This window comes from Faecalibacterium sp. I3-3-89, assembly GCF_023347275.1.
In the GTDB taxonomy this organism is placed as follows: domain Bacteria; phylum Bacillota; class Clostridia; order Oscillospirales; family Ruminococcaceae; genus Faecalibacterium; species Faecalibacterium butyricigenerans.
The window spans coordinates 623,760-640,107 of the sequence record NZ_CP094468.1; the positions used below are offsets into that span (position 1 = coordinate 623,760).

The following is a 16,348-nucleotide window of genomic DNA, read 5'->3' on the forward strand; positions in this document are numbered from 1 at the left end:
GGAAAGGAAAATATGATCATGAGTACAAGAAAATTTATCAAAAAACTTACTGCGAGTCTGCTTTTTATTGCGGTTGTAATGTCGTTTGGCGTTCAGTCTGCCTTCGCTGAATCGAATTCACCGAAAGCTACCGTTAAGAACAATGTTGTTACTTTTAGCAATCTCGATCAACTGAAGGCAAACGAGAAGCTCACAATTGCAGTAGTTGACAGTAATGGTAATCCAGCAACTATTACTATTGAGTCAGTGAATAATTCGATTTCTCGTGCAGCAAAATCGTCGAATTCTTGGAAGGTTTCGTATAAAGGAGTGGTAATTCATGCATATTTTTATATGACGGTGACGAATAATAAAGTCACGAATGCCTGGGATTATTCGATTACAACTTTGGGTTCCACATACAGTGATGCAAGTTTGACGTATAACTCCAGTTCGGCAAAACTCACCTTTACCAGTAACGCTTATAATGGTATTGCTTCTCATACTTGCTGGCTGAAGGGAACTCCTCGTGGAACAAACAATGAAGTCGATGTAACGTATTCTATGTAATGTGGAGGACAATATGAAACAGAATTCACAAAAACTGATTTTTTTCCTGAGTAAAATTACATGTGCTTTTGCAATGGCGATTGCAGTCTTAAGTGTGAATAGCACCTGCTGCTTTACAGCGTATCAGCCGGATGTCCCTGAATCGCTTGATCGCAACTAAACTCATATGATAGACATTACCCATTGCTATCATGATATTTTGTATTCGTATGATTCCGGTGGACACCTTATGGATACTACAAAATCGTACCATCAAGCTGTGGGAGGCTAAGAATGAAAAAAGGCAAAAGCAACTTTTTTCTTATTGCTCCTTTTGCTCTTTGGGGCTGCATTTCAGTATGGACTAGTAATCTTGTCCGATTGACAGATAAAAGCGCAGTACCTTATGCTTGGGCTTCTTTGTTTTTCTCATATGGAATCGTAGCAGTGCATTATATCCAAGTGGCAGTATCCTCCAAAGGCTGTAACAATGCCGAAAACGAAAAAATTGCATGGGTTCAGCTTGGGCTTTCAACTTTGTTCTTGATAGTAGCTGTTGTTCTAGCTATTCAATGAAGGAAAGCAACGTAATCACCCAAAGCAGTGTAAGGTCACAATATTTTCTATTCCAACAGTATTCTAGTAGTTTCAGCATTTGTATGGTTCACATTTATTTGCCGAGGAGTATACACCTGAAGGGGAAAATTTAATGAAGGTGATTCCAATGGAGCTTTAGTGTATTGAGTGAAGAAAAAAATAAATTAGGAGGCAGTATACTATGACTAACAAAATCAAACGGCTGATTTCCATTCTATTGGTCACGGTTTTATTTCTCCTGACCATTCAGCCAGCATTTGCAACTGGAAATAAGAGAAAGATCGATGATTATTCGATAGAAGAACTTCTCAATCTTTCTGTGCAAGAACAAGAGAATCTCGGATTTTATGTTTTGGCCGAGGTTCCAATGCGCGTTCCTGTTTCTAATACAGACGGCTCAAGAGTTGTATCGTATATTGATGGAACATGGAGAGTTCTTTATACAAAGGCCAATGGATTGGGCTTTTATATGAGTGGAACTACCGTCGGTATTGGCCCGGATTTAATAAAAAATGTTTCAGGAACGGATTACTACACGAGCTATTCCGATAACATCGAACGAAGCTGCCCATTTTCAACGACAGCACTAGTTCCAGAACAAAGTATATATAATACAACCTATACATATGACTTCTATGATGTTGGAACTTATCTTGATTGCAGCGTTGGGTGTTATTTTGGAGTGGTTGGCTCAAGCAAACCAATCTATTGGAGTGCAACTACACAAGTCACTATCCCGAAATTATGATTCTGACCAGCTATGGATGAAATTGTTTTTGAACCCAGTGATGTCAATATGTTAGCAGCTTTAGGCATCGTCGAAAGTGTAAAGTTGTTTCCGTTTATGTTATCAATGGGAGAACTTCAATATGCTTGCGATTCAGAATATCGTTGCAAACAATTCGTGAATTGCCTTTCAGAATATTATCCTGACAGCCAAATTGAAGCTAGACAACTGTGGTCGAAATATCATGGTACAGCGAATGCGGTTCAATGTGATATGATAAATCATAAGCCACTGCGTGTTTGGGTCAGGAGTTCTGCCGATTGTTGGTGCGGCATTTATTATATTTGTTACTATGCAGCAAAGTATGGTACAAATAGAATTTTGCTTGCATCCAGAGAAGGTCTGAAAGAATTTATGGAAGGGAAAACCGATAAGATCTCACAAAAGTATTTGACGGAAGAAACTATTACCGAGTATGCCAAAAGATGGGGAAAGTTATTAAACGAAAACACCTCCATGCGTATTTGGCATGCGAACGATGTTAAAAGCGTTAACATAGATTATTTCGACCAGAGAATTATTAGTTTAGTATCGAGAATTCCTATTTCGGTTGGTGAACTTACCGCAGACGCATTAAAAGCGATTTCTGCGCCGGTAAGTGACTGGTATGTCATGAAACGCATAGAAGCACTTTTGAAAAAGGGTGTTCTTCAAGTCGTTATTCCAAACAAAATCTTTTATAATACCATCGTCCAGCTAAACGAAGAATAAAGGAATCCGAGCAAGTCGGCCCAACAGTCACCTCATTTCAACGAGAGGGGTGGCTGTTGGGTCAATTGTTCAAAAAGAAAAACTGAAGATAATAAAAAGTCTTGATTTCTCCATCAAAACATGGTATATACATTATACGAAACAATGCTTTGAAAGAACGTTTCACCGTTCAATGATGTGGAATGAGAGGTGTCCGCCATGACCGCCGTGATTTACGCCCGCTATTCCAGTGATAACCAGCGCGAAGAATCCATTGAGGGTCAGATTCGTGAATGTACGGCGTATGCCGAGAAAAATGGCATCACTATCGTCAAGCACTACATTGACCGTGCCATCTCTGCTAAGACGGACAACCGCCCGCAGTTTCAGCAGATGATCAAGGACAGCGACAAGAAGCTGTTTGATATTGTACTGGTCTGGAAACTTGACCGTTTTGCCCGGAATCGCTACGATAGTGCCCGGTATAAAACCCAGCTGAAGAAGAACGGTGTCAAGCTCATGTCAGCTACGGAGATCATCTCCGAGGGGCCAGAGGGTATCATTCTGGAATCGGTTCTGGAGGGCTATGCAGAATACTACTCTGCCGACCTTGCCGAAAAGGTTGTCCGTGGACAGACAGAGAACATCCTGAAAGGCCGCTGCAACGGTGGTCGTGGAACGTTTGGATATACGCTGGATTCCGAGCGGAAATTTCACATCGACCCGCTTGCCTCCCCTTTCGTACTGGAATCGTTCACGAAGTATCGGGATGGCCTCACGATGAAAGAGATTCGGGACTGGCTGAACGAAAATGGCATCAAGAACCCGGTCGGCGGTGCGTTCACCTATAACAGTGTCGAACATATGCTCAAGAATCGGCGGTACATCGGGGAGTTGAAATTCCGGGATGTGGTCGTGCCGGATGCGATCCCGCCCATCGTGCCACTGGAACTGTTCGATGATGTGCAGGAAAAGATTGCCAAAAACAAGAAAGCCCCTGCCCGGAGAAAGGCAGAGGACGATTACCTGCTGACCACCAAGCTGCACTGTGGCTGCTGCGGTGCGCTGATGTTTGGCGAAAGCGGTACAAGCCGGACGGGAGAAGTCCACCGCTACTATAAATGTGCCACGGTCAAAAAGAAGAAGGGCTGCAAGAAGAAAACCGTCCGCAAACAGTGGCTCGAAGATCTGGTGGTCAACCAGACCATGCAGCTTGTCCGGGACGATGCCGCCATGGAATCCATCATTGCCAAGGTCATGGAGCTGCAAGACCGGGAGAACACCAATCTTCCCCTCTATGAGAAGCAGCTCCGGGATGCGGAATCGGGTATCCAGAATATGCTCAACGCGATTCAGGCCGGAATCCTCACTAGTTCCACCAAGGAGCGGCTGGAGCAGCTCGAAGAAACCAAGCGAGAGCTTGAAGCCCGCATTGCGGAAGAAAAGCTGGCAAAGCCCAAGATCAAAGAGGAATTTATCCGTTTCTGGCTGATGAGGTTCCGTAAATTGGACATGAGCCTGAAAGACCAGCGGCAGGCGTTGGTGGATACGTTCATCAATTCGATTTATCTGTACGATGATAAGGTTTTGATAACCTTTAACTATAAAGAAGGTACACAGACCATCACGTTTGAGGAAGCGGCTCAAGCCGCATCAAAAGAAAATGGTTCGGATTTGGATTGCTTTACTGCACCATCTTCTGAAAAAGACCTTGTAGGTACGATACTTACAAGGTCTTTTGTTTTACTTCTCGGCAAGAAAATACTCGTCAGACTTTTCAGCCCTTTACAGGCAGTCCGACGAGTATTTTTTATTGCTGAAAGGAATGAATTTCCACTATGGAAAAAATCAAGATGCAGCCGACTAGACCCCAAGACGTTCTGATAACAGAAGCCTTCGCCGACTTTATGGAGAAGTGCAAAGCTAAGAACCTCTCCGAAAAGACTCTGGGCATCTATCAGGTACACTTTAAGTTCTTCTGTGAGTACCGCAGGTACAAGGACATTTCCCTGCTGCAAAGCGTTCTGGCCTGCCTGCGGCCGGTCATCGTGGCACTTATCTTTGGCGCAGGGCTTTCCATCCTGTCGATGGTGGCGTTTGGCGGCGATGCAAAGACCCTCGCCCATCTGGACTGGGTCGGCATCGGCAGTTTTGCCGCGGCTTTTTTTGCGCTGCGGAAGCTCAAATGGAACCCCATCCTGACCATGTGCCTGTGCGGCGTGGCCGGGCTTGGGCTGCATGGTCTGCTTGGGATATGACCGCGGGATAAATGGCCCGGAGATGCTTCTTCGGGAAGAGGAGGCAGAGCCTCGATCCCGCATAACAAAGGCCGCCCTTGCCCGGGGCGGCCTTTGTTGTATCATCTTATATTATTACTTAGAGTAAAGCTCTACGATGTTCAGCAGGATCTCGGTGGCCTTGTCCATCCGCTCGACGGTGGTGCACTCGCAGACGCCGTGGAAGTTGAAGCCGCCGGTGCCGAGGTTGGGGCAGGGCAGGCCCTTCCAGCTCAGAACAGCGCCGTCGGTGCCGCCCCGGACGGGGATCTCCTCCGGGGTCAGGCCGGCCTTTGTGATGGCCTTGCGGGCGGTCTCCACAAGGTGGAAATGGGGCTTGATCTTCTCCAGCATATTGCGGTAGCTGTCCTTGATCTCGACTTCCACCGTGCCGGGGCCATACTTGCAGTTGAGGTAGCAGGCGATGTGGAGAAGGTTGTCCTTCTTGAACTGCAGCTTGCCGATGTCGTGGTCGCGGAGGATATAGCCCAGCTTAGCCTCGGTGACGTCGCCGTACATCTGGCACAGATGGTAGAAGCCCTGATAGCCCTCGGTCGTCTCGGGGCGGGCCATGGCGGGCAGAGCCATGTGGAACTCCATCGCCACGTTGGAGGCATTTATCATGGCGTCCTTGGCGCTGCCGGGGTGGACGGAGAAACCGTGGACCGTGACGGTGGCAGAGGCGGCGTTGAAGTTCTCATACTCGATGCCGCCCACGTCGCCGCCATCGACGGTGTAGGCGAAGTCTGCGCCGAAGCCCGGGATGTCGAAGAGGGAAGCGCCCTCGCCGATCTCCTCGTCGGGGGTGAAGGCGATGCAGAGTTTGCCGTGGGGCAGCTTCTTCTGGATGATGGTCTCGGCGGCGGTGAGGATCTCGGCCACGCCGGATTTATCGTCTGCGCCCAGCAGGGTAGTGCCGTCGGTGGTGATGAGGGTCTCGCCCTTCAGCTCTTTCAGGAAGGGGAAGGTGGAGGTCTTCATGACCATGCCGGTGCCGGGCAGGACGACATCGCCGCCGTCGTAGTTTTCGTGGAGGATGGGCTTGACGTTCTCGCCGGAGGCGTCGGGGGCGGTGTCCATGTGGGCGATGAGGCCCAGCGCGGGCTTCTTCTCGCAGCCCTTGGTGGCGGGGATGCTGCCGTAGACGTAGCAGTGCTCGTCCACAAAGGCGTCCTCGATGCCGATGGACTTCATCTCCTCCACCAGCAGGTGGGCCAGATCAAATTCCCGCGCGGCAGAGGGGTGAGTGCCGGATTCGGGGTCAGAGGTGGTATATACTTTGGCGTATTTCAGAAGTCGCTCGTAAGCACGCATAAGTAAAGCTCCTTTATGTTTTTTCTTTATGATACCCTTTTTGAGGGCTTTTTACAAGAGGGGAGTACATTTGTGATTTCAGGTGGGTTTTCGCGCTGGTAGCGCGGGGTATGTTTTCTCTTTTGGTCAAGTGGCATGCGCTCCGCGCGGGCCAGAGGCAGGGAGGGGTGTTTCGACTCCCCCCTCCCTACCTCTGGACTCCACTCTCCCCGCAACGAGTTAAGGGCTTCTCGCCCTTAACAAACCCAAGACGGAAGTCGAAGCCCAAAAATGCTAGCCGCTTCGCTAAACGCATTTTTTTTTGTGCTTCTCCTATTTACGGCTCCGCCGAAGATTTCACGTCTCTGCTGGACGTTACCGTCAGCAGAGAGGTAACACCAGCTGCGAAGCAGCAAATCGGAGAAACGAGAAAAAAGCGTTTAGCGAAGCGGCTAGCTTTTTTCCGTTTCGACAACTCCTTTGGGGTCTGAAAGGGGCGAGCAGCCCCTTTCTCGTGGATCCAGCGCGTCGAAATCGCTGGTGCTTTTCTGGTTCTCTTTTGGCACGCAAAAGAGAACATTGGCCTTAATGAAAGAGCGCTCTGCCCCGCGCACCAGCGCGAGAAGCCGTTCATAAAAAACAAATTCTCCCGCAAGAGCGCTCTATACTATTACCCTGTAACGACCGTCATCTCCGCGTTTCGTTCAATGGCATAGTCCGTAAAATATTCCTCTTCCAGCGGGATCCACCGCTGCACGAAATTCAGATACCGCTTCCCCTCCCGGGCACGAAGCCGCCGCATCTGTTCTTCCGCCGAGCAGGTGACGAATACTTTTATATCATAGTAGGGCGCAAGGCTGGGGTGATGGCTGTAGCTGCCCTCTACGATGACCAGCGGCGCAGGCCCGAGCACCCGGGGCGGCAGATAGGCACCCTCCCGGCAGGAGTAGGCCTTGTAACACACGGCCCGCCCGGCCCGTGCGGGCGCGACGGCCTCGGCCCGCAGCCGCTCGAGGTGCATATTGGCGCAGGGAATGCGCTCCCAGCCTGTGACCCGCTGGGGCGGCGGGAGATAAAAGTCGTCGGTGTGGAGGGTGATGCTCTGGGGAAAGCGCTCGGCCAGCTGTGCGGCCAGCGTTGTTTTGCCGCTGCCGCACCGGCCATCCAGCGCCACGAGGACGGTGGGCTGCTGCTTGAGCCGGGCCGTGATCAGACCGGACAGCTCTTCGGGGGACACAAGATGCATGGGGACACCATTCCTTTGCTCAATGATCCTTTTGCCCAGTATAGCACGGCAGAGAAGATGGGGCAAATATTTTTGTAAAAAGGTGTTGACACAGGGCCAAAGCTATGATAAGATAATGTCACGTTAGAAATAACTAACCTGAAAGATTCCAAGAGACAAAGCGGCTGCTGCCGCGTTCTTTTTGCAGCGCTGGTTAGCTGATTCTAACTACACCTTCTGCATAAACGTCGCGCCGCAGGAGACAATAGCGGAAAACAGGCAGGGAGGCCGGGAAATGGAACGCAACTTTGAGACTGTGATGATCGAGCAATGCGCCCCGGTGCTGGCTGGCCTGAAGCCTGCGGGACTCTTCCGCTATGAGACCAGAGACTGCGCAGACCTTGCCCGCCGCGTCCGCAGCTGGAATGAGCAGCTGGACGAAAAAGGCCTCTGCGTCCGCGTCCTCAAGGGCTGTATGCGGACGCACCAGTATCTCGTGTACGTCTACCGTGAGAGCAGGCTGCGCGTCCTGCTGGCCCAGCCGCAGGTGCGGGACTTCCTGCGCGGCGAGGGGTACGACCTTCCCCAGCAGCCGGATGACGATGCGCCGTTGCTGCGGCAGCTGTCCCGGAGGCTCTGCTGTGAGGCTGATTTTCCCCATGAGATCGGCGTATTTCTGGGCTACCCCCTCCCCGATGTGGTGGGCTTTATCGAAAATGAGGGCCGCAACTTCACCTGCTGCGGCTGCTGGAAAGCCTACGGCGACCCTGCCGCTGCCCGGCAGCACTTCGCCCAGCTGAACAAGTGCACGGCGGTGTATCTCCGCCTGTTCCACAGCGGCACCCCCATCCAGCGTCTGGCCGTCGCAGCCTGACGCTCCTGAAATCCTGACATTCACTTCCAAATACTCTCTTTTTATCCTGGCGCCCGTCGGAGTCTGCTTAAAATAGACGATGACGGGAAGAAATCCTCCTTTTGACACGCGGCCGCCCGGTGCAGAATACCCCCTGCACCGGGCGGCTGTGTCATATGTAGAAATTGTTAAATTTTTCTGAAAAGCAGAGGATAAAATTTGTTGGTTCGTACAAACTAACTTTTTTTACGGAAAAATGATTGACAGAATTGGTTAGTAAGTGTAAACTATCTATGCTGATAGTTGCGACTGACTAACTGCCGTAGCTTTTCGGAGGGGGACGCGGACATGAGCGAGCGCGCTGCGGCGTCTGGCTGGTGCGGCCATCCCCGAGGACGAAAAAAGCGAACCGAAACGCTCCCCGCAGAATGGGGAGCACGAATGGGAGTGGAACAATTATGATGCCTTTGACTATGGCAAAAGCGGGCGAGACCGTCACCATCCGCAAGATCACCGGGAAGGATGAGGTGCGGTTGCATCTGGCCGAACTGGGTTTCGTAGTGGACAGTCAGGTGACGATCGTCAATGAGATCGCAGGCAACCTCATCGTTCAGGTCAAGGAGAGCCGTCTGGCCCTCGACAAGACGATGGCGAACCGCATTATGATCGGCTGAGCAGCGGCGAGACCGCTGTTTGGGAGACGCTCCGAAACTGGGATAGTCTCTGAATAGAAAGAAGACAAGCAGAGGAGGATTTTTATGAAGACTCTGAAAGACGTTAAGGTCGGCGAGACTGCCACCGTGGCGCGCCTGCACGGCGAAGGCCCGGTGAAGCGCCGCATCATGGACATGGGCATCACCAAGGGCGTTGAAATTTATGTCCGCAAGGTCGCCCCTCTGGGCGACCCGATGGAGCTGACCGTGCGCAACTACGAACTGAGCGTGCGCAAGGCCGACGCTGAAATGATCGAAGTCGTTTGATCGCAACGAGAGGAAAGGAGCTGCAATGAGTATCAAAATTGCACTGGCCGGCAACCCGAACTGCGGTAAAACTACCCTGTTCAACAATCTGACCGGCTCGAACCAGTACGTCGGCAATTGGCCCGGTGTTACCGTCGAGAAGAAGGAAGGCAAGCTGAAGGGCGAGAAGGATGTCATCATTCAGGATCTGCCCGGCATCTACTCCCTGTCTCCGTACACTCTGGAGGAGGTCGTCTCCCGTACTTATCTGGTCAAGGAGAAGCCCGACGCCATCCTGAACATCATCGATGGCACCAACATCGAGCGCAACCTGTACCTGACCACCCAGCTCATCGAGCTGGGCATCCCCGTGGTCATGGCCGTCAACATGATCGACCTCGTCCGCAAGAACGGCGACAAGATCGACCTGAAGAAGCTGAGTGCCGAGCTGGGCTGTCAGGCAGTCGAGATCAGCGCCCTGAAGGGCGAGGGCACCGAGGCCGCTGCAAAGGCTGCTATGGCTGCTGCAAAGGCAGGCAAGGCCGGCGAGCTGCCCCACGTCTTTACCGGCAGCGTCGAGCACGCCATTGCGCACATCGAGGAGTCCATTCAGGGCAAGGTCGATGACCGCTTCCTGCGCTGGTACGCCGTCAAGCTGTTCGAGCGCGACGACAAGGTCATGGATGAGCTGAAGCTGCCCTCCGACCTGACCGCGCACATCGACCAGCACATCAAGGACTGCGAGACTGAGATGGACGATGACGCCGAGAGCATCATCACCAACCAGCGTTACGCCTACATCAACGGTGTCGTCGATAAGGCTGTCAAGAAGAAGGCCCGCGTCGAGCACCTGACCGTTTCCGATAAGGTCGACCAGATCGTCACCAACCGTGTGCTGGCTCTGCCCATCTTCGCAGTCATCATGTACCTGATGTACTCCCTGTCTGTGGGTACTTCCATCGCCGATGGCGGCTGGGCCATCGGCACGTTTGCGACCGACTGGACCAACGACGTCCTGTTCGGTGAGATCGTCCCCAACGCGCTGGGCGGCTTCCTCGAGAGCATCGGCGTGGCGGGCTGGCTGTACGGCCTGATCATGGACGGCATCGTCGCCGGTGTCGGCGCAGTTCTGGGCTTCGTTCCCCAGATGCTGGTCCTGTTCTTCCTGCTGTCCATTCTGGAGGATGTCGGCTATATGTCCCGTGTCGCCTTCATCATGGACCGTATCTTCCGCAAGTTCGGCCTGTCCGGCAAGAGCTTTATCCCCGTGCTGGTCGGCACGGGCTGCGGCGTCCCGGGCGTCATGGCTTCCCGTACCATCGAGAATGAGCGCGACCGCCGCATGACCATCATGACCACCTGCTTCATCCCCTGCGGCGCAAAGATGCCCATCATCGGCCTCATCGCAGGTGCGGTATTCGGCGGTTCTTCTCTGGTGGCTGTCTCCGCTTACTTCATCGGCATGGCTGCCATCATCTGCTCCGGCATCATCCTGAAGAAGACCAAGGCCTTTGCAGGCGACCCTGCTCCCTTTGTCATGGAGCTGCCCGCATACCATATCCCCGCTTGGGGCAATGTCTTCCGCGCTACTTGGGAGCGCGGCTGGTCCTTCATCAAGCGTGCAGGCTCCGTCATTCTGGCTGCTACCGTCGTCCTGTGGTTCCTGCAGGGCTTCGGCTTCGAGAATGGCGCCTTCGGCATGGTGGAGGATCAGGACAACTCCGTGCTGGCGGCTATCGCCACCAAAGTCGCTTGGATCTTCGCTCCTCTGGGCTTCGGCAACTGGAAGGCAACGGTCGCTTCTGTCTCCGGCCTGATCGCAAAGGAGAATGTCGTCGGTACCTTCGGCGTTCTGTATCACTTCGGCGGCGAGGAGCTGTCTGAGAACGGCGATGAGATCTGGAGCCTTGTTGCGGCAGATTACACCGCGCTGAGCGCTTATGCATTCATGATCTTCAACCTGCTGTGCGCTCCCTGCTTCGCTGCTATGGGTGCGATCAAGCGTGAGATGAACAACGGCAAGTGGACGGCATTCGCCATCGGCTATATGTGCGCACTGGCCTACTGCTCTGCTCTGGTCGTGTACCAGCTGGGCGGCCTCATCACCGGTGAAGTCGGCTTCAACTTCTTCACCGTCGTGGCCGTGGTCATCGTCGCTGCCTTCCTGTATCTGATGTTCCGTCCCAACAAGTATGTGAACGACAACGAAGTCAAGATCGACGTTTCCAAGATCAAGTAAAAATTTCTCAAAACGCGCTGAAAGGGGTGCATTTTTATGATGGAGTTTCTGGCTGCGAATTTCAATCTGCCGACGATCATCGTCGGAGCCATCGTGTTTGGCGGTGTGGGCTGGATCACATGGCACTCTCATAAGCACGGCGGCTGCAGTGGATGCAGCGGCGGCTGTGACTGCGGCGGAAGCTGCAGCAGCTGCAAGGGCGGCTGCCACTGAGCCATAATGGAAGAGAAGGGGGCGCGGGTCAGAGCTTTGGCCCGCGCCCCTTTTGAAGATCGAGAGTTAGCGTAACAGAACGAAAAGAGAGTGATACGAGATGGAACTGACGCCGGCACACCTGCGCTACCTGCTGGCCATCTATGAGGTCTCGCAGACCCATCTGGACATCAGCTCCCGCAGCATTGCCGAGAAGCTGGGCGTGACCAAGCCCTCGGTGGTGCGGGTGATGAACCTGCTGATGGAGCGGGGAATGATCGTCAAGGAATATTACGGCAAGATCTACCTCACCGACCGGGGCATCTTTGTGGCCCGGGAGGTCAGAAAACAGCTGGACGAGGTGCTTGCCCACTTCCCGCCGGTGGAAGCAGAGCTGACCGACGAGGAGCGGCTGACCGCTGCCCTCGCCCTGACCGCGGCCCTGCCGGAACGGGTCTTTACCGGACGGTACGACCAGCTGATGGACTTGGCGGAAATGCCCCCGGCTGTGGGCTGACCGCCTGCCAAGACAGCAAAAGAGCCAGACTCGGCCTGAGTCTGGCTCTTTTTGGGTGCAGGATGTCAGACGAGGTAGCCCTCGAAGCAGTGGAGATCCTCGGTCTTTACGATGCCCTCAAGGTAGAGGCCATCTTCGCGGTACTCCTCCAGCTGGACGCTGCCGCGCTCCCGCATGGGGGCGGCGAGGCCCAGCTTGTCGTAGGGCAGCAGGACGCGGATGGTGTGGACGCGGTCGCTGAGGGTCTCGTCCAGCTTTTGCAGCAGTTTGTCGAGTCCGTAGCCGGTCTTGGCACTGGTGAGCAGGATGTCGGGGTCAAAGCTCAGTGCACCGGGCTTGTCGCACTTGTTGTAGACGGTCAGGCGGGGGATGTCGGCGCAGTCGAGGCCGTCCAGCACCTCGTCGGTGACGGCCAGCTGCTCCTCCCGCTGCTCGTCGCCTGCGTCGGCCACCCGGACGATGACGTCCGACCATGCGGCCTCTTCCAGCGTGGACTTGAAGGCCTCCACCAGATTGTGGGGCAGGCGGGAGACGAAGCCGACGGTGTCCACCAGCAGCACCGCCATGCCGCTGGGCAGGACGAGCTTCCGGCTGGTGGGGTCGAGGGTGGCGAAGAGCATGTCTGCCTCGGCGACGCTGGGGCCGCAGAGAGCGTTCATCAGGCTGGATTTGCCGACATTGGTGTAGCCCACGAGGCTGACCACCGGCATCCCGGTCTTGGCGCGGGCCTTCCGGCTCTCGCCCCGGCGCTTTTCCATCTCGGCCAGCTTCTCGGCCAGCGCGTCGATGCGGGCGTGGACGTGGCGGCGGTCCAGCTCCAGCTTGGTCTCACCGGCACCGCGGCGTGCACCGCCGCCGCCGCCACCGCCGCCGCCCTGACGGCTCAGGCTCTCGCCCATGCCCTGTAAGCGGGGCAGGCGGTAGCGCAGCAGGGCCAGCTCGGTCTGAAGCTTGCCCTCGTTGGTCACAGCGCGGCTGCGGAAGATCTCGAGGATGAGCATGGTGCGGTCGATGACCTCGAGGCCTCCCAGCGCAGTGGAGATGTTGCGGATCTGGCTGCCGGTCAGCTCGCCGTCAAAGACGGCGCACACGGCCCCCAGCTCTGCGGCGGCAGCGGCGGCTTCTTCCAGCTTGCCGCTGCCCAGCACGATGCCGGTCTCGGGGGTCTGGCGCTTCTGGGTGACCTCGGCCACGGCCTCCATGTGGTTGGCCTCACACAGCGCGGCCAGCTCGGCGAGGCTGCGCTCGCAGTCCCACAGGCCCTGATCGAGGGCCAGCAAAATTACCTTCGTCGGGGGTGTTTCCACTAAAATATCGTAAAGTTCGCTCAAAATGATTCCTTTCGTTCCAGATAATGCTCTCTTGTCAGTGCATAGCACCTGCAGGGGACGGGGGAGCCGTCGAATTTGTGGTACTCTGCGTCATGGTCGTAAACGAAGCCTGCTTTGGTCATGACCCTGCCGCTGGCGGGATTTTCGGCGGCATGGCAGCAGGCAAGCCAATTACTGTCCGTATTCTTGAACCAGTATACTACTAAAGCGTCCAGCGCCTCGGTGGTATAGCCCTTGTTCCACCAGCCTCTGCCGATGCAGTAGCCCGGCTCCCAGATGCCCTCGGAAATGTCCCGCCCGGGCCACTCGGCCTTCTGCTGCGGCTCACCCGCAAGGCTGTTGTAGATGCTGATGGAGCCGAACACCTGCCCGGAGGCCTTTTCCACGATGGCCCACTGGTAGTAGTCCTCGTTGGGGTAGAGCAGCGCCCATGCGGTCAGCAGCTCCCGCGTCTCGGCCACATCTTTATGCGGCGTCCAGCGCAGCCAGCGGGTGACCTCCGGGTCGCTGGCCCAGTTGGCGTACATCATCGGGGCATCGGACGGCAGAAGGCGGCGCAGAAGCAGCCGCGGCGTTTCGATCTCCTGTGTGCCGGCGTGGCGCATGATACATTCCTCCAAACTGCTATAAATATGCATAGAATAGCACAAAAGCGGCTCCGGTGCAAGCAAAATGGGCCATTGAGAGACAAAAATGCTTGACAAGTGCGCAAACTTCATTAAACTGAAGATGACTGCACAAAAGCTCCGTCCCGGGGGAGCCGGGAAAAATAGAGGGAAAAATGAAGAAAAAAGGAGAACCTTACGATGACGGACATCCGAGAGTATCTTGCCCATAAGCCGCTGCTGTTCGACGGCGGCATGGGTACCTATTATAAAGCCGCGCCGGGCGTAGAATGCGAGCTGGCGAACCTCACCGACCCCGAAGGGGTGAAGCGGGTCCACGCCGAGTATCTGGCGGCGGGCGCACAGGCCATCAAGACCAACACCTTCGGCCTGCCCCGGATGGCAGCGGCCCAGATGCCGGGCTGGGAAGAGCTGGCCGAGGCGGGCTGGAAGCTGGCCTGCGACGCCGCCGCCGAGAAGGACGCCGCCGTCTTTGCGGACCTCGGCCCGGCTCTGGACACGGAGGCCGCCCCGGCCAGCAGTGCCTACGGCCTTGCAGCCCAGCAGTTCGCGGCGCTGGGGGCAAAGAATTTCCTTTTTGAGACGCTCAGCTCGGATGTGGGCGTGGTGGAGGCTGTGAAGGCCCTCCGGGTAGCTGTGCCGGACGCCTTCATCATGGTGTCTTTCGCAGTGCTGCCGGACGGCTACACCCGCGAGGGCCTGCTGTTCCGCGACCTGCTGCACCGGATGGAGGGCAGCGGCGTGGTGGATGCCGTGGGCCTGAACTGCGTTTCGGCTCCGGGCGCGATGAAGAAGCTGGTGCAGGGGCTGGGCGAGACGCGGCTGCCCCTGTCGGTGATGCCCAACGCGGGCTATCCGGTCGTCACCCGGGCGCGGGTGCTGTATCAGGGCAAGCCGGAGTATTTCGCCCGGGAGATGGGGCAGATCGCTGCCGCCGGTGTCCGCATTCTGGGCGGCTGCTGCGGCACGACCCCTGCCCACATTGCAGCCCTGCGGGCAGAGCTGGATGCTCTGCCCCGGCAGACTGGAGCCGCCCCGGTCGCAAAACTTTCCACCGTCGCCGCACCGGAGGTGGAAAAAGACGACACCTTCCTGCGGAAGCTGGACAAAGGCGAAAAAGTCATCGCCATTGAGCTGGACTCTCCCCGGGTGGCCGACCTGAGCGGCTATCTGGACGGCGCACGGAGATTGCAGGCCGCAGGTGCCGACCTGCTGACCATCGCCGACTGCCCCATCGCACAGGCTCGGATGGATTCCTCCCTCGTGGCCTGCCGGGTGCACCGGGAACTGGGAATGTGTGCCCTGCCTCACATGACCTGCCGCGACCGCAATCTGAACGCCACGAAAGCCCTTCTGCTGGGCCTCTACGCCGAGGGCGTGCGGGAGGTGCTGGCCATCACCGGCGACCCCATCCCCACCGCAGAGCGGGACGAGGTGAAGAATGTCTACCAGTTCAACTCCCGCAAGCTGGCCCAGTACATCGTCTCTCTGGCCGGGGAGGGCCGGGAGATGCCCTCGCCTATGACGGTGTTCGGCGCATTGAACCTCAACGCCCGGAATTTCGACGTGGAACTCCGCCGGGCCGTGGAAAAGCTGGAAAACGGGATGGCGGGATTCCTGACCCAGCCGGTGCTCTCGGCACAGGCAGTGGAAAATCTCCGCAAGGCCCGCCAGACGCTGGGCGAACGGGCGAGGATCCTGGCCGGCATCATGCCGGTGGTCAGCCAGCGGAACGCCATCTTCATGGAAAATGAGATCAACGGCATCCATGTGGAGGAGGACATCATCCAGCGCTTTGCGGGCCTCGACCGGGAGCAGGGCGAGGCGCTGGGCCTTGAGGTGTCGATGCAGATGGCTCGGGAGGCCCTGCCCTACGCCGACGGCTTCTACCTCATGACCCCCTTCAACCGGGTGGCTCTGATGGAGCGGCTCATCGCCCGGCTCCGGACCGAGCTTCTGGACGCGGAGGGGTGAGAAAAGAAATAAAATCTGCCTGACGCAGGGAGCGAGGGCCCCGCACAAGGGTGTGAAAATTTTGTTCCGGTCAAAAAGAGATTGACAAAACGCACAAAAAACGCTATATTCTTTTTATAAATGCAAGGAAAAAGAGTGTGCGCCGTTTTGAAACTGCCATCCAGAGAGCCGGGGGGCTGCTGAAAACCCGGTATGGCGGTGCGGCGTGCTGTCGCTTTTGAGCAGAGGCGGGGAAAGGGAGTAGTCGCCTCCGGGTCTGCC

18 protein-coding genes are annotated in these 16,348 nt (G+C 55.6%); 14 read left to right on the forward strand and 4 right to left on the reverse strand.

Annotated features, from left to right (window positions below):
- Nucleotides 1–12: 12 nt before the first annotated feature.
- From MTP38_RS02905 to MTP38_RS02935, 7 genes are all read left to right on the forward strand, one after another.
- Nucleotides 13–549 carry a DUF5626 family protein gene (locus MTP38_RS02905; RefSeq protein WP_243138924.1) on the forward strand — a complete coding sequence of 179 codons (537 nt, stop codon included), beginning with the start codon at nucleotides 13–15 and terminating at the stop codon, nucleotides 547–549.
- 13 nt (nucleotides 550–562) lie between these two features.
- On the forward strand, nucleotides 563–709 hold the full coding sequence (locus MTP38_RS02910; RefSeq protein WP_081027705.1) for a cyclic lactone autoinducer peptide: 147 nt from the start codon (nucleotides 563–565) through the stop codon (nucleotides 707–709).
- 113 nt (nucleotides 710–822) lie between these two features.
- A complete protein-coding gene (locus tag MTP38_RS02915) occupies nucleotides 823–1,104 on the forward strand; it encodes a hypothetical protein (RefSeq protein ID WP_005943373.1) in 282 nt (93 codons plus the stop codon).
- A gap of 202 nt (nucleotides 1,105–1,306) precedes the next feature.
- Nucleotides 1,307–1,873, forward strand: coding sequence for a hypothetical protein (locus MTP38_RS02920; protein ID WP_117535234.1), 567 nt, complete (start codon nucleotides 1,307–1,309; stop codon nucleotides 1,871–1,873).
- A 12-nt stretch (nucleotides 1,874–1,885) separates the two neighbouring features.
- On the forward strand, nucleotides 1,886–2,623 hold the full coding sequence (locus MTP38_RS02925; protein WP_223386544.1) for a DUF3658 domain-containing protein: 738 nt from the start codon (nucleotides 1,886–1,888) through the stop codon (nucleotides 2,621–2,623).
- Nucleotides 2,624–2,821: 198 nt separating this feature from the next.
- Complete coding sequence (locus MTP38_RS02930) at nucleotides 2,822–4,486, forward strand: recombinase family protein (RefSeq protein WP_249234215.1); 1,665 nt, start codon at nucleotides 2,822–2,824, stop codon at nucleotides 4,484–4,486.
- Between the two features lie 23 nt (nucleotides 4,487–4,509).
- Nucleotides 4,510–4,860, forward strand: a complete 351-nt coding sequence (locus MTP38_RS02935; protein WP_249234216.1) for a chromate transporter — start codon at nucleotides 4,510–4,512, stop codon at nucleotides 4,858–4,860.
- A gap of 114 nt (nucleotides 4,861–4,974) precedes the next feature.
- Here MTP38_RS02935 and pepT read toward each other — a convergent pair whose 3' ends face one another.
- Nucleotides 4,975–6,192, reverse strand: coding sequence for a peptidase T (gene pepT, locus MTP38_RS02940; protein WP_227621945.1), 1,218 nt, complete (start codon nucleotides 6,190–6,192; stop codon nucleotides 4,975–4,977).
- A gap of 649 nt (nucleotides 6,193–6,841) precedes the next feature.
- On the reverse strand, nucleotides 6,842–7,417 hold the full coding sequence (locus tag MTP38_RS02945; protein WP_249234217.1) for a uridine kinase family protein: 576 nt from the start codon (nucleotides 7,415–7,417) through the stop codon (nucleotides 6,842–6,844).
- A 274-nt stretch (nucleotides 7,418–7,691) separates the two neighbouring features.
- Here MTP38_RS02945 and MTP38_RS02950 point away from each other — a divergent pair, with 274 nt between their 5' ends.
- The 6 genes from MTP38_RS02950 to MTP38_RS02975 all read left to right on the forward strand — a co-directional run bounded on the left by MTP38_RS02950 (nucleotide 7,692) and on the right by MTP38_RS02975 (nucleotide 12,156).
- Complete coding sequence (locus MTP38_RS02950; RefSeq protein WP_227621753.1) at nucleotides 7,692–8,270, forward strand: DUF3793 family protein; 579 nt, start codon at nucleotides 7,692–7,694, stop codon at nucleotides 8,268–8,270.
- A 437-nt stretch (nucleotides 8,271–8,707) separates the two neighbouring features.
- Nucleotides 8,708–8,923, forward strand: a complete 216-nt coding sequence (locus MTP38_RS02955; RefSeq protein WP_249234218.1) for a FeoA family protein — start codon at nucleotides 8,708–8,710, stop codon at nucleotides 8,921–8,923.
- Between the two features lie 84 nt (nucleotides 8,924–9,007).
- Nucleotides 9,008–9,229, forward strand: a complete 222-nt coding sequence (locus MTP38_RS02960; RefSeq protein WP_015565615.1) for a FeoA family protein — start codon at nucleotides 9,008–9,010, stop codon at nucleotides 9,227–9,229.
- Between the two features lie 25 nt (nucleotides 9,230–9,254).
- On the forward strand, nucleotides 9,255–11,447 hold the full coding sequence (gene feoB, locus MTP38_RS02965; protein WP_249234219.1) for a ferrous iron transport protein B: 2,193 nt from the start codon (nucleotides 9,255–9,257) through the stop codon (nucleotides 11,445–11,447).
- 36 nt (nucleotides 11,448–11,483) lie between these two features.
- Entirely contained in the window at nucleotides 11,484–11,660 is a 177-nt protein-coding gene (locus tag MTP38_RS02970) for a FeoB-associated Cys-rich membrane protein (protein WP_207677805.1), read from the forward strand.
- Between the two features lie 100 nt (nucleotides 11,661–11,760).
- Entirely contained in the window at nucleotides 11,761–12,156 is a 396-nt protein-coding gene (locus tag MTP38_RS02975) for a metal-dependent transcriptional regulator (RefSeq protein ID WP_249234220.1), read from the forward strand.
- Nucleotides 12,157–12,221: 65 nt separating this feature from the next.
- Here MTP38_RS02975 and hflX read toward each other — a convergent pair whose 3' ends face one another.
- Both hflX and MTP38_RS02985 read right to left on the reverse strand, forming a co-directional pair.
- Complete coding sequence (gene hflX / locus MTP38_RS02980; RefSeq protein WP_227621750.1) at nucleotides 12,222–13,487, reverse strand: GTPase HflX; 1,266 nt, start codon at nucleotides 13,485–13,487, stop codon at nucleotides 12,222–12,224.
- A complete protein-coding gene (locus tag MTP38_RS02985; RefSeq protein ID WP_249234221.1) occupies nucleotides 13,484–14,092 on the reverse strand; it encodes a GNAT family N-acetyltransferase in 609 nt (202 codons plus the stop codon). Before MTP38_RS02985 ends, hflX begins: the two co-directional genes overlap by 4 nt.
- Before the next feature lie 201 nt (nucleotides 14,093–14,293).
- Between MTP38_RS02985 and MTP38_RS02990 the strand changes: the two genes are divergently transcribed.
- The gene (locus MTP38_RS02990) at nucleotides 14,294–16,087 is read left to right on the forward strand and encodes a bifunctional homocysteine S-methyltransferase/methylenetetrahydrofolate reductase (protein ID WP_249234222.1); all 1,794 of its coding nucleotides are present in this window, start codon (nucleotides 14,294–14,296) and stop codon (nucleotides 16,085–16,087) included.
- Nucleotides 16,088–16,348: the final 261 nt, after the last annotated feature.

Coding starts and splice junctions, on each gene's coding strand:
- MTP38_RS02905 (WP_243138924.1), top strand. CDS start 13: ATGATCATGAGTACAAGAAAATTTATCAAAAAACTTACTGCGAGTCTG.
- MTP38_RS02910 (WP_081027705.1), top strand. CDS start 563: ATGAAACAGAATTCACAAAAACTGATTTTTTTCCTGAGTAAAATTACA.
- MTP38_RS02915 (WP_005943373.1), top strand. CDS start 823: ATGAAAAAAGGCAAAAGCAACTTTTTTCTTATTGCTCCTTTTGCTCTT.
- MTP38_RS02920 (WP_117535234.1), top strand. CDS start 1,307: ATGACTAACAAAATCAAACGGCTGATTTCCATTCTATTGGTCACGGTT.
- MTP38_RS02925 (WP_223386544.1), top strand. CDS start 1,886: ATGGATGAAATTGTTTTTGAACCCAGTGATGTCAATATGTTAGCAGCT.
- MTP38_RS02930 (WP_249234215.1), top strand. CDS start 2,822: ATGACCGCCGTGATTTACGCCCGCTATTCCAGTGATAACCAGCGCGAA.
- MTP38_RS02935 (WP_249234216.1), top strand. CDS start 4,510: ATGGAGAAGTGCAAAGCTAAGAACCTCTCCGAAAAGACTCTGGGCATC.
- pepT (WP_227621945.1), bottom strand. CDS start 6,192: ATGCGTGCTTACGAGCGACTTCTGAAATACGCCAAAGTATATACCACC.
- MTP38_RS02945 (WP_249234217.1), bottom strand. CDS start 7,417: ATGCATCTTGTGTCCCCCGAAGAGCTGTCCGGTCTGATCACGGCCCGG.
- MTP38_RS02950 (WP_227621753.1), top strand. CDS start 7,692: ATGGAACGCAACTTTGAGACTGTGATGATCGAGCAATGCGCCCCGGTG.
- MTP38_RS02955 (WP_249234218.1), top strand. CDS start 8,708: ATGATGCCTTTGACTATGGCAAAAGCGGGCGAGACCGTCACCATCCGC.
- MTP38_RS02960 (WP_015565615.1), top strand. CDS start 9,008: ATGAAGACTCTGAAAGACGTTAAGGTCGGCGAGACTGCCACCGTGGCG.
- feoB (WP_249234219.1), top strand. CDS start 9,255: ATGAGTATCAAAATTGCACTGGCCGGCAACCCGAACTGCGGTAAAACT.
- MTP38_RS02970 (WP_207677805.1), top strand. CDS start 11,484: ATGATGGAGTTTCTGGCTGCGAATTTCAATCTGCCGACGATCATCGTC.
- MTP38_RS02975 (WP_249234220.1), top strand. CDS start 11,761: ATGGAACTGACGCCGGCACACCTGCGCTACCTGCTGGCCATCTATGAG.
- MTP38_RS02985 (WP_249234221.1), bottom strand. CDS start 14,092: ATGCGCCACGCCGGCACACAGGAGATCGAAACGCCGCGGCTGCTTCTG.
- MTP38_RS02990 (WP_249234222.1), top strand. CDS start 14,294: ATGACGGACATCCGAGAGTATCTTGCCCATAAGCCGCTGCTGTTCGAC.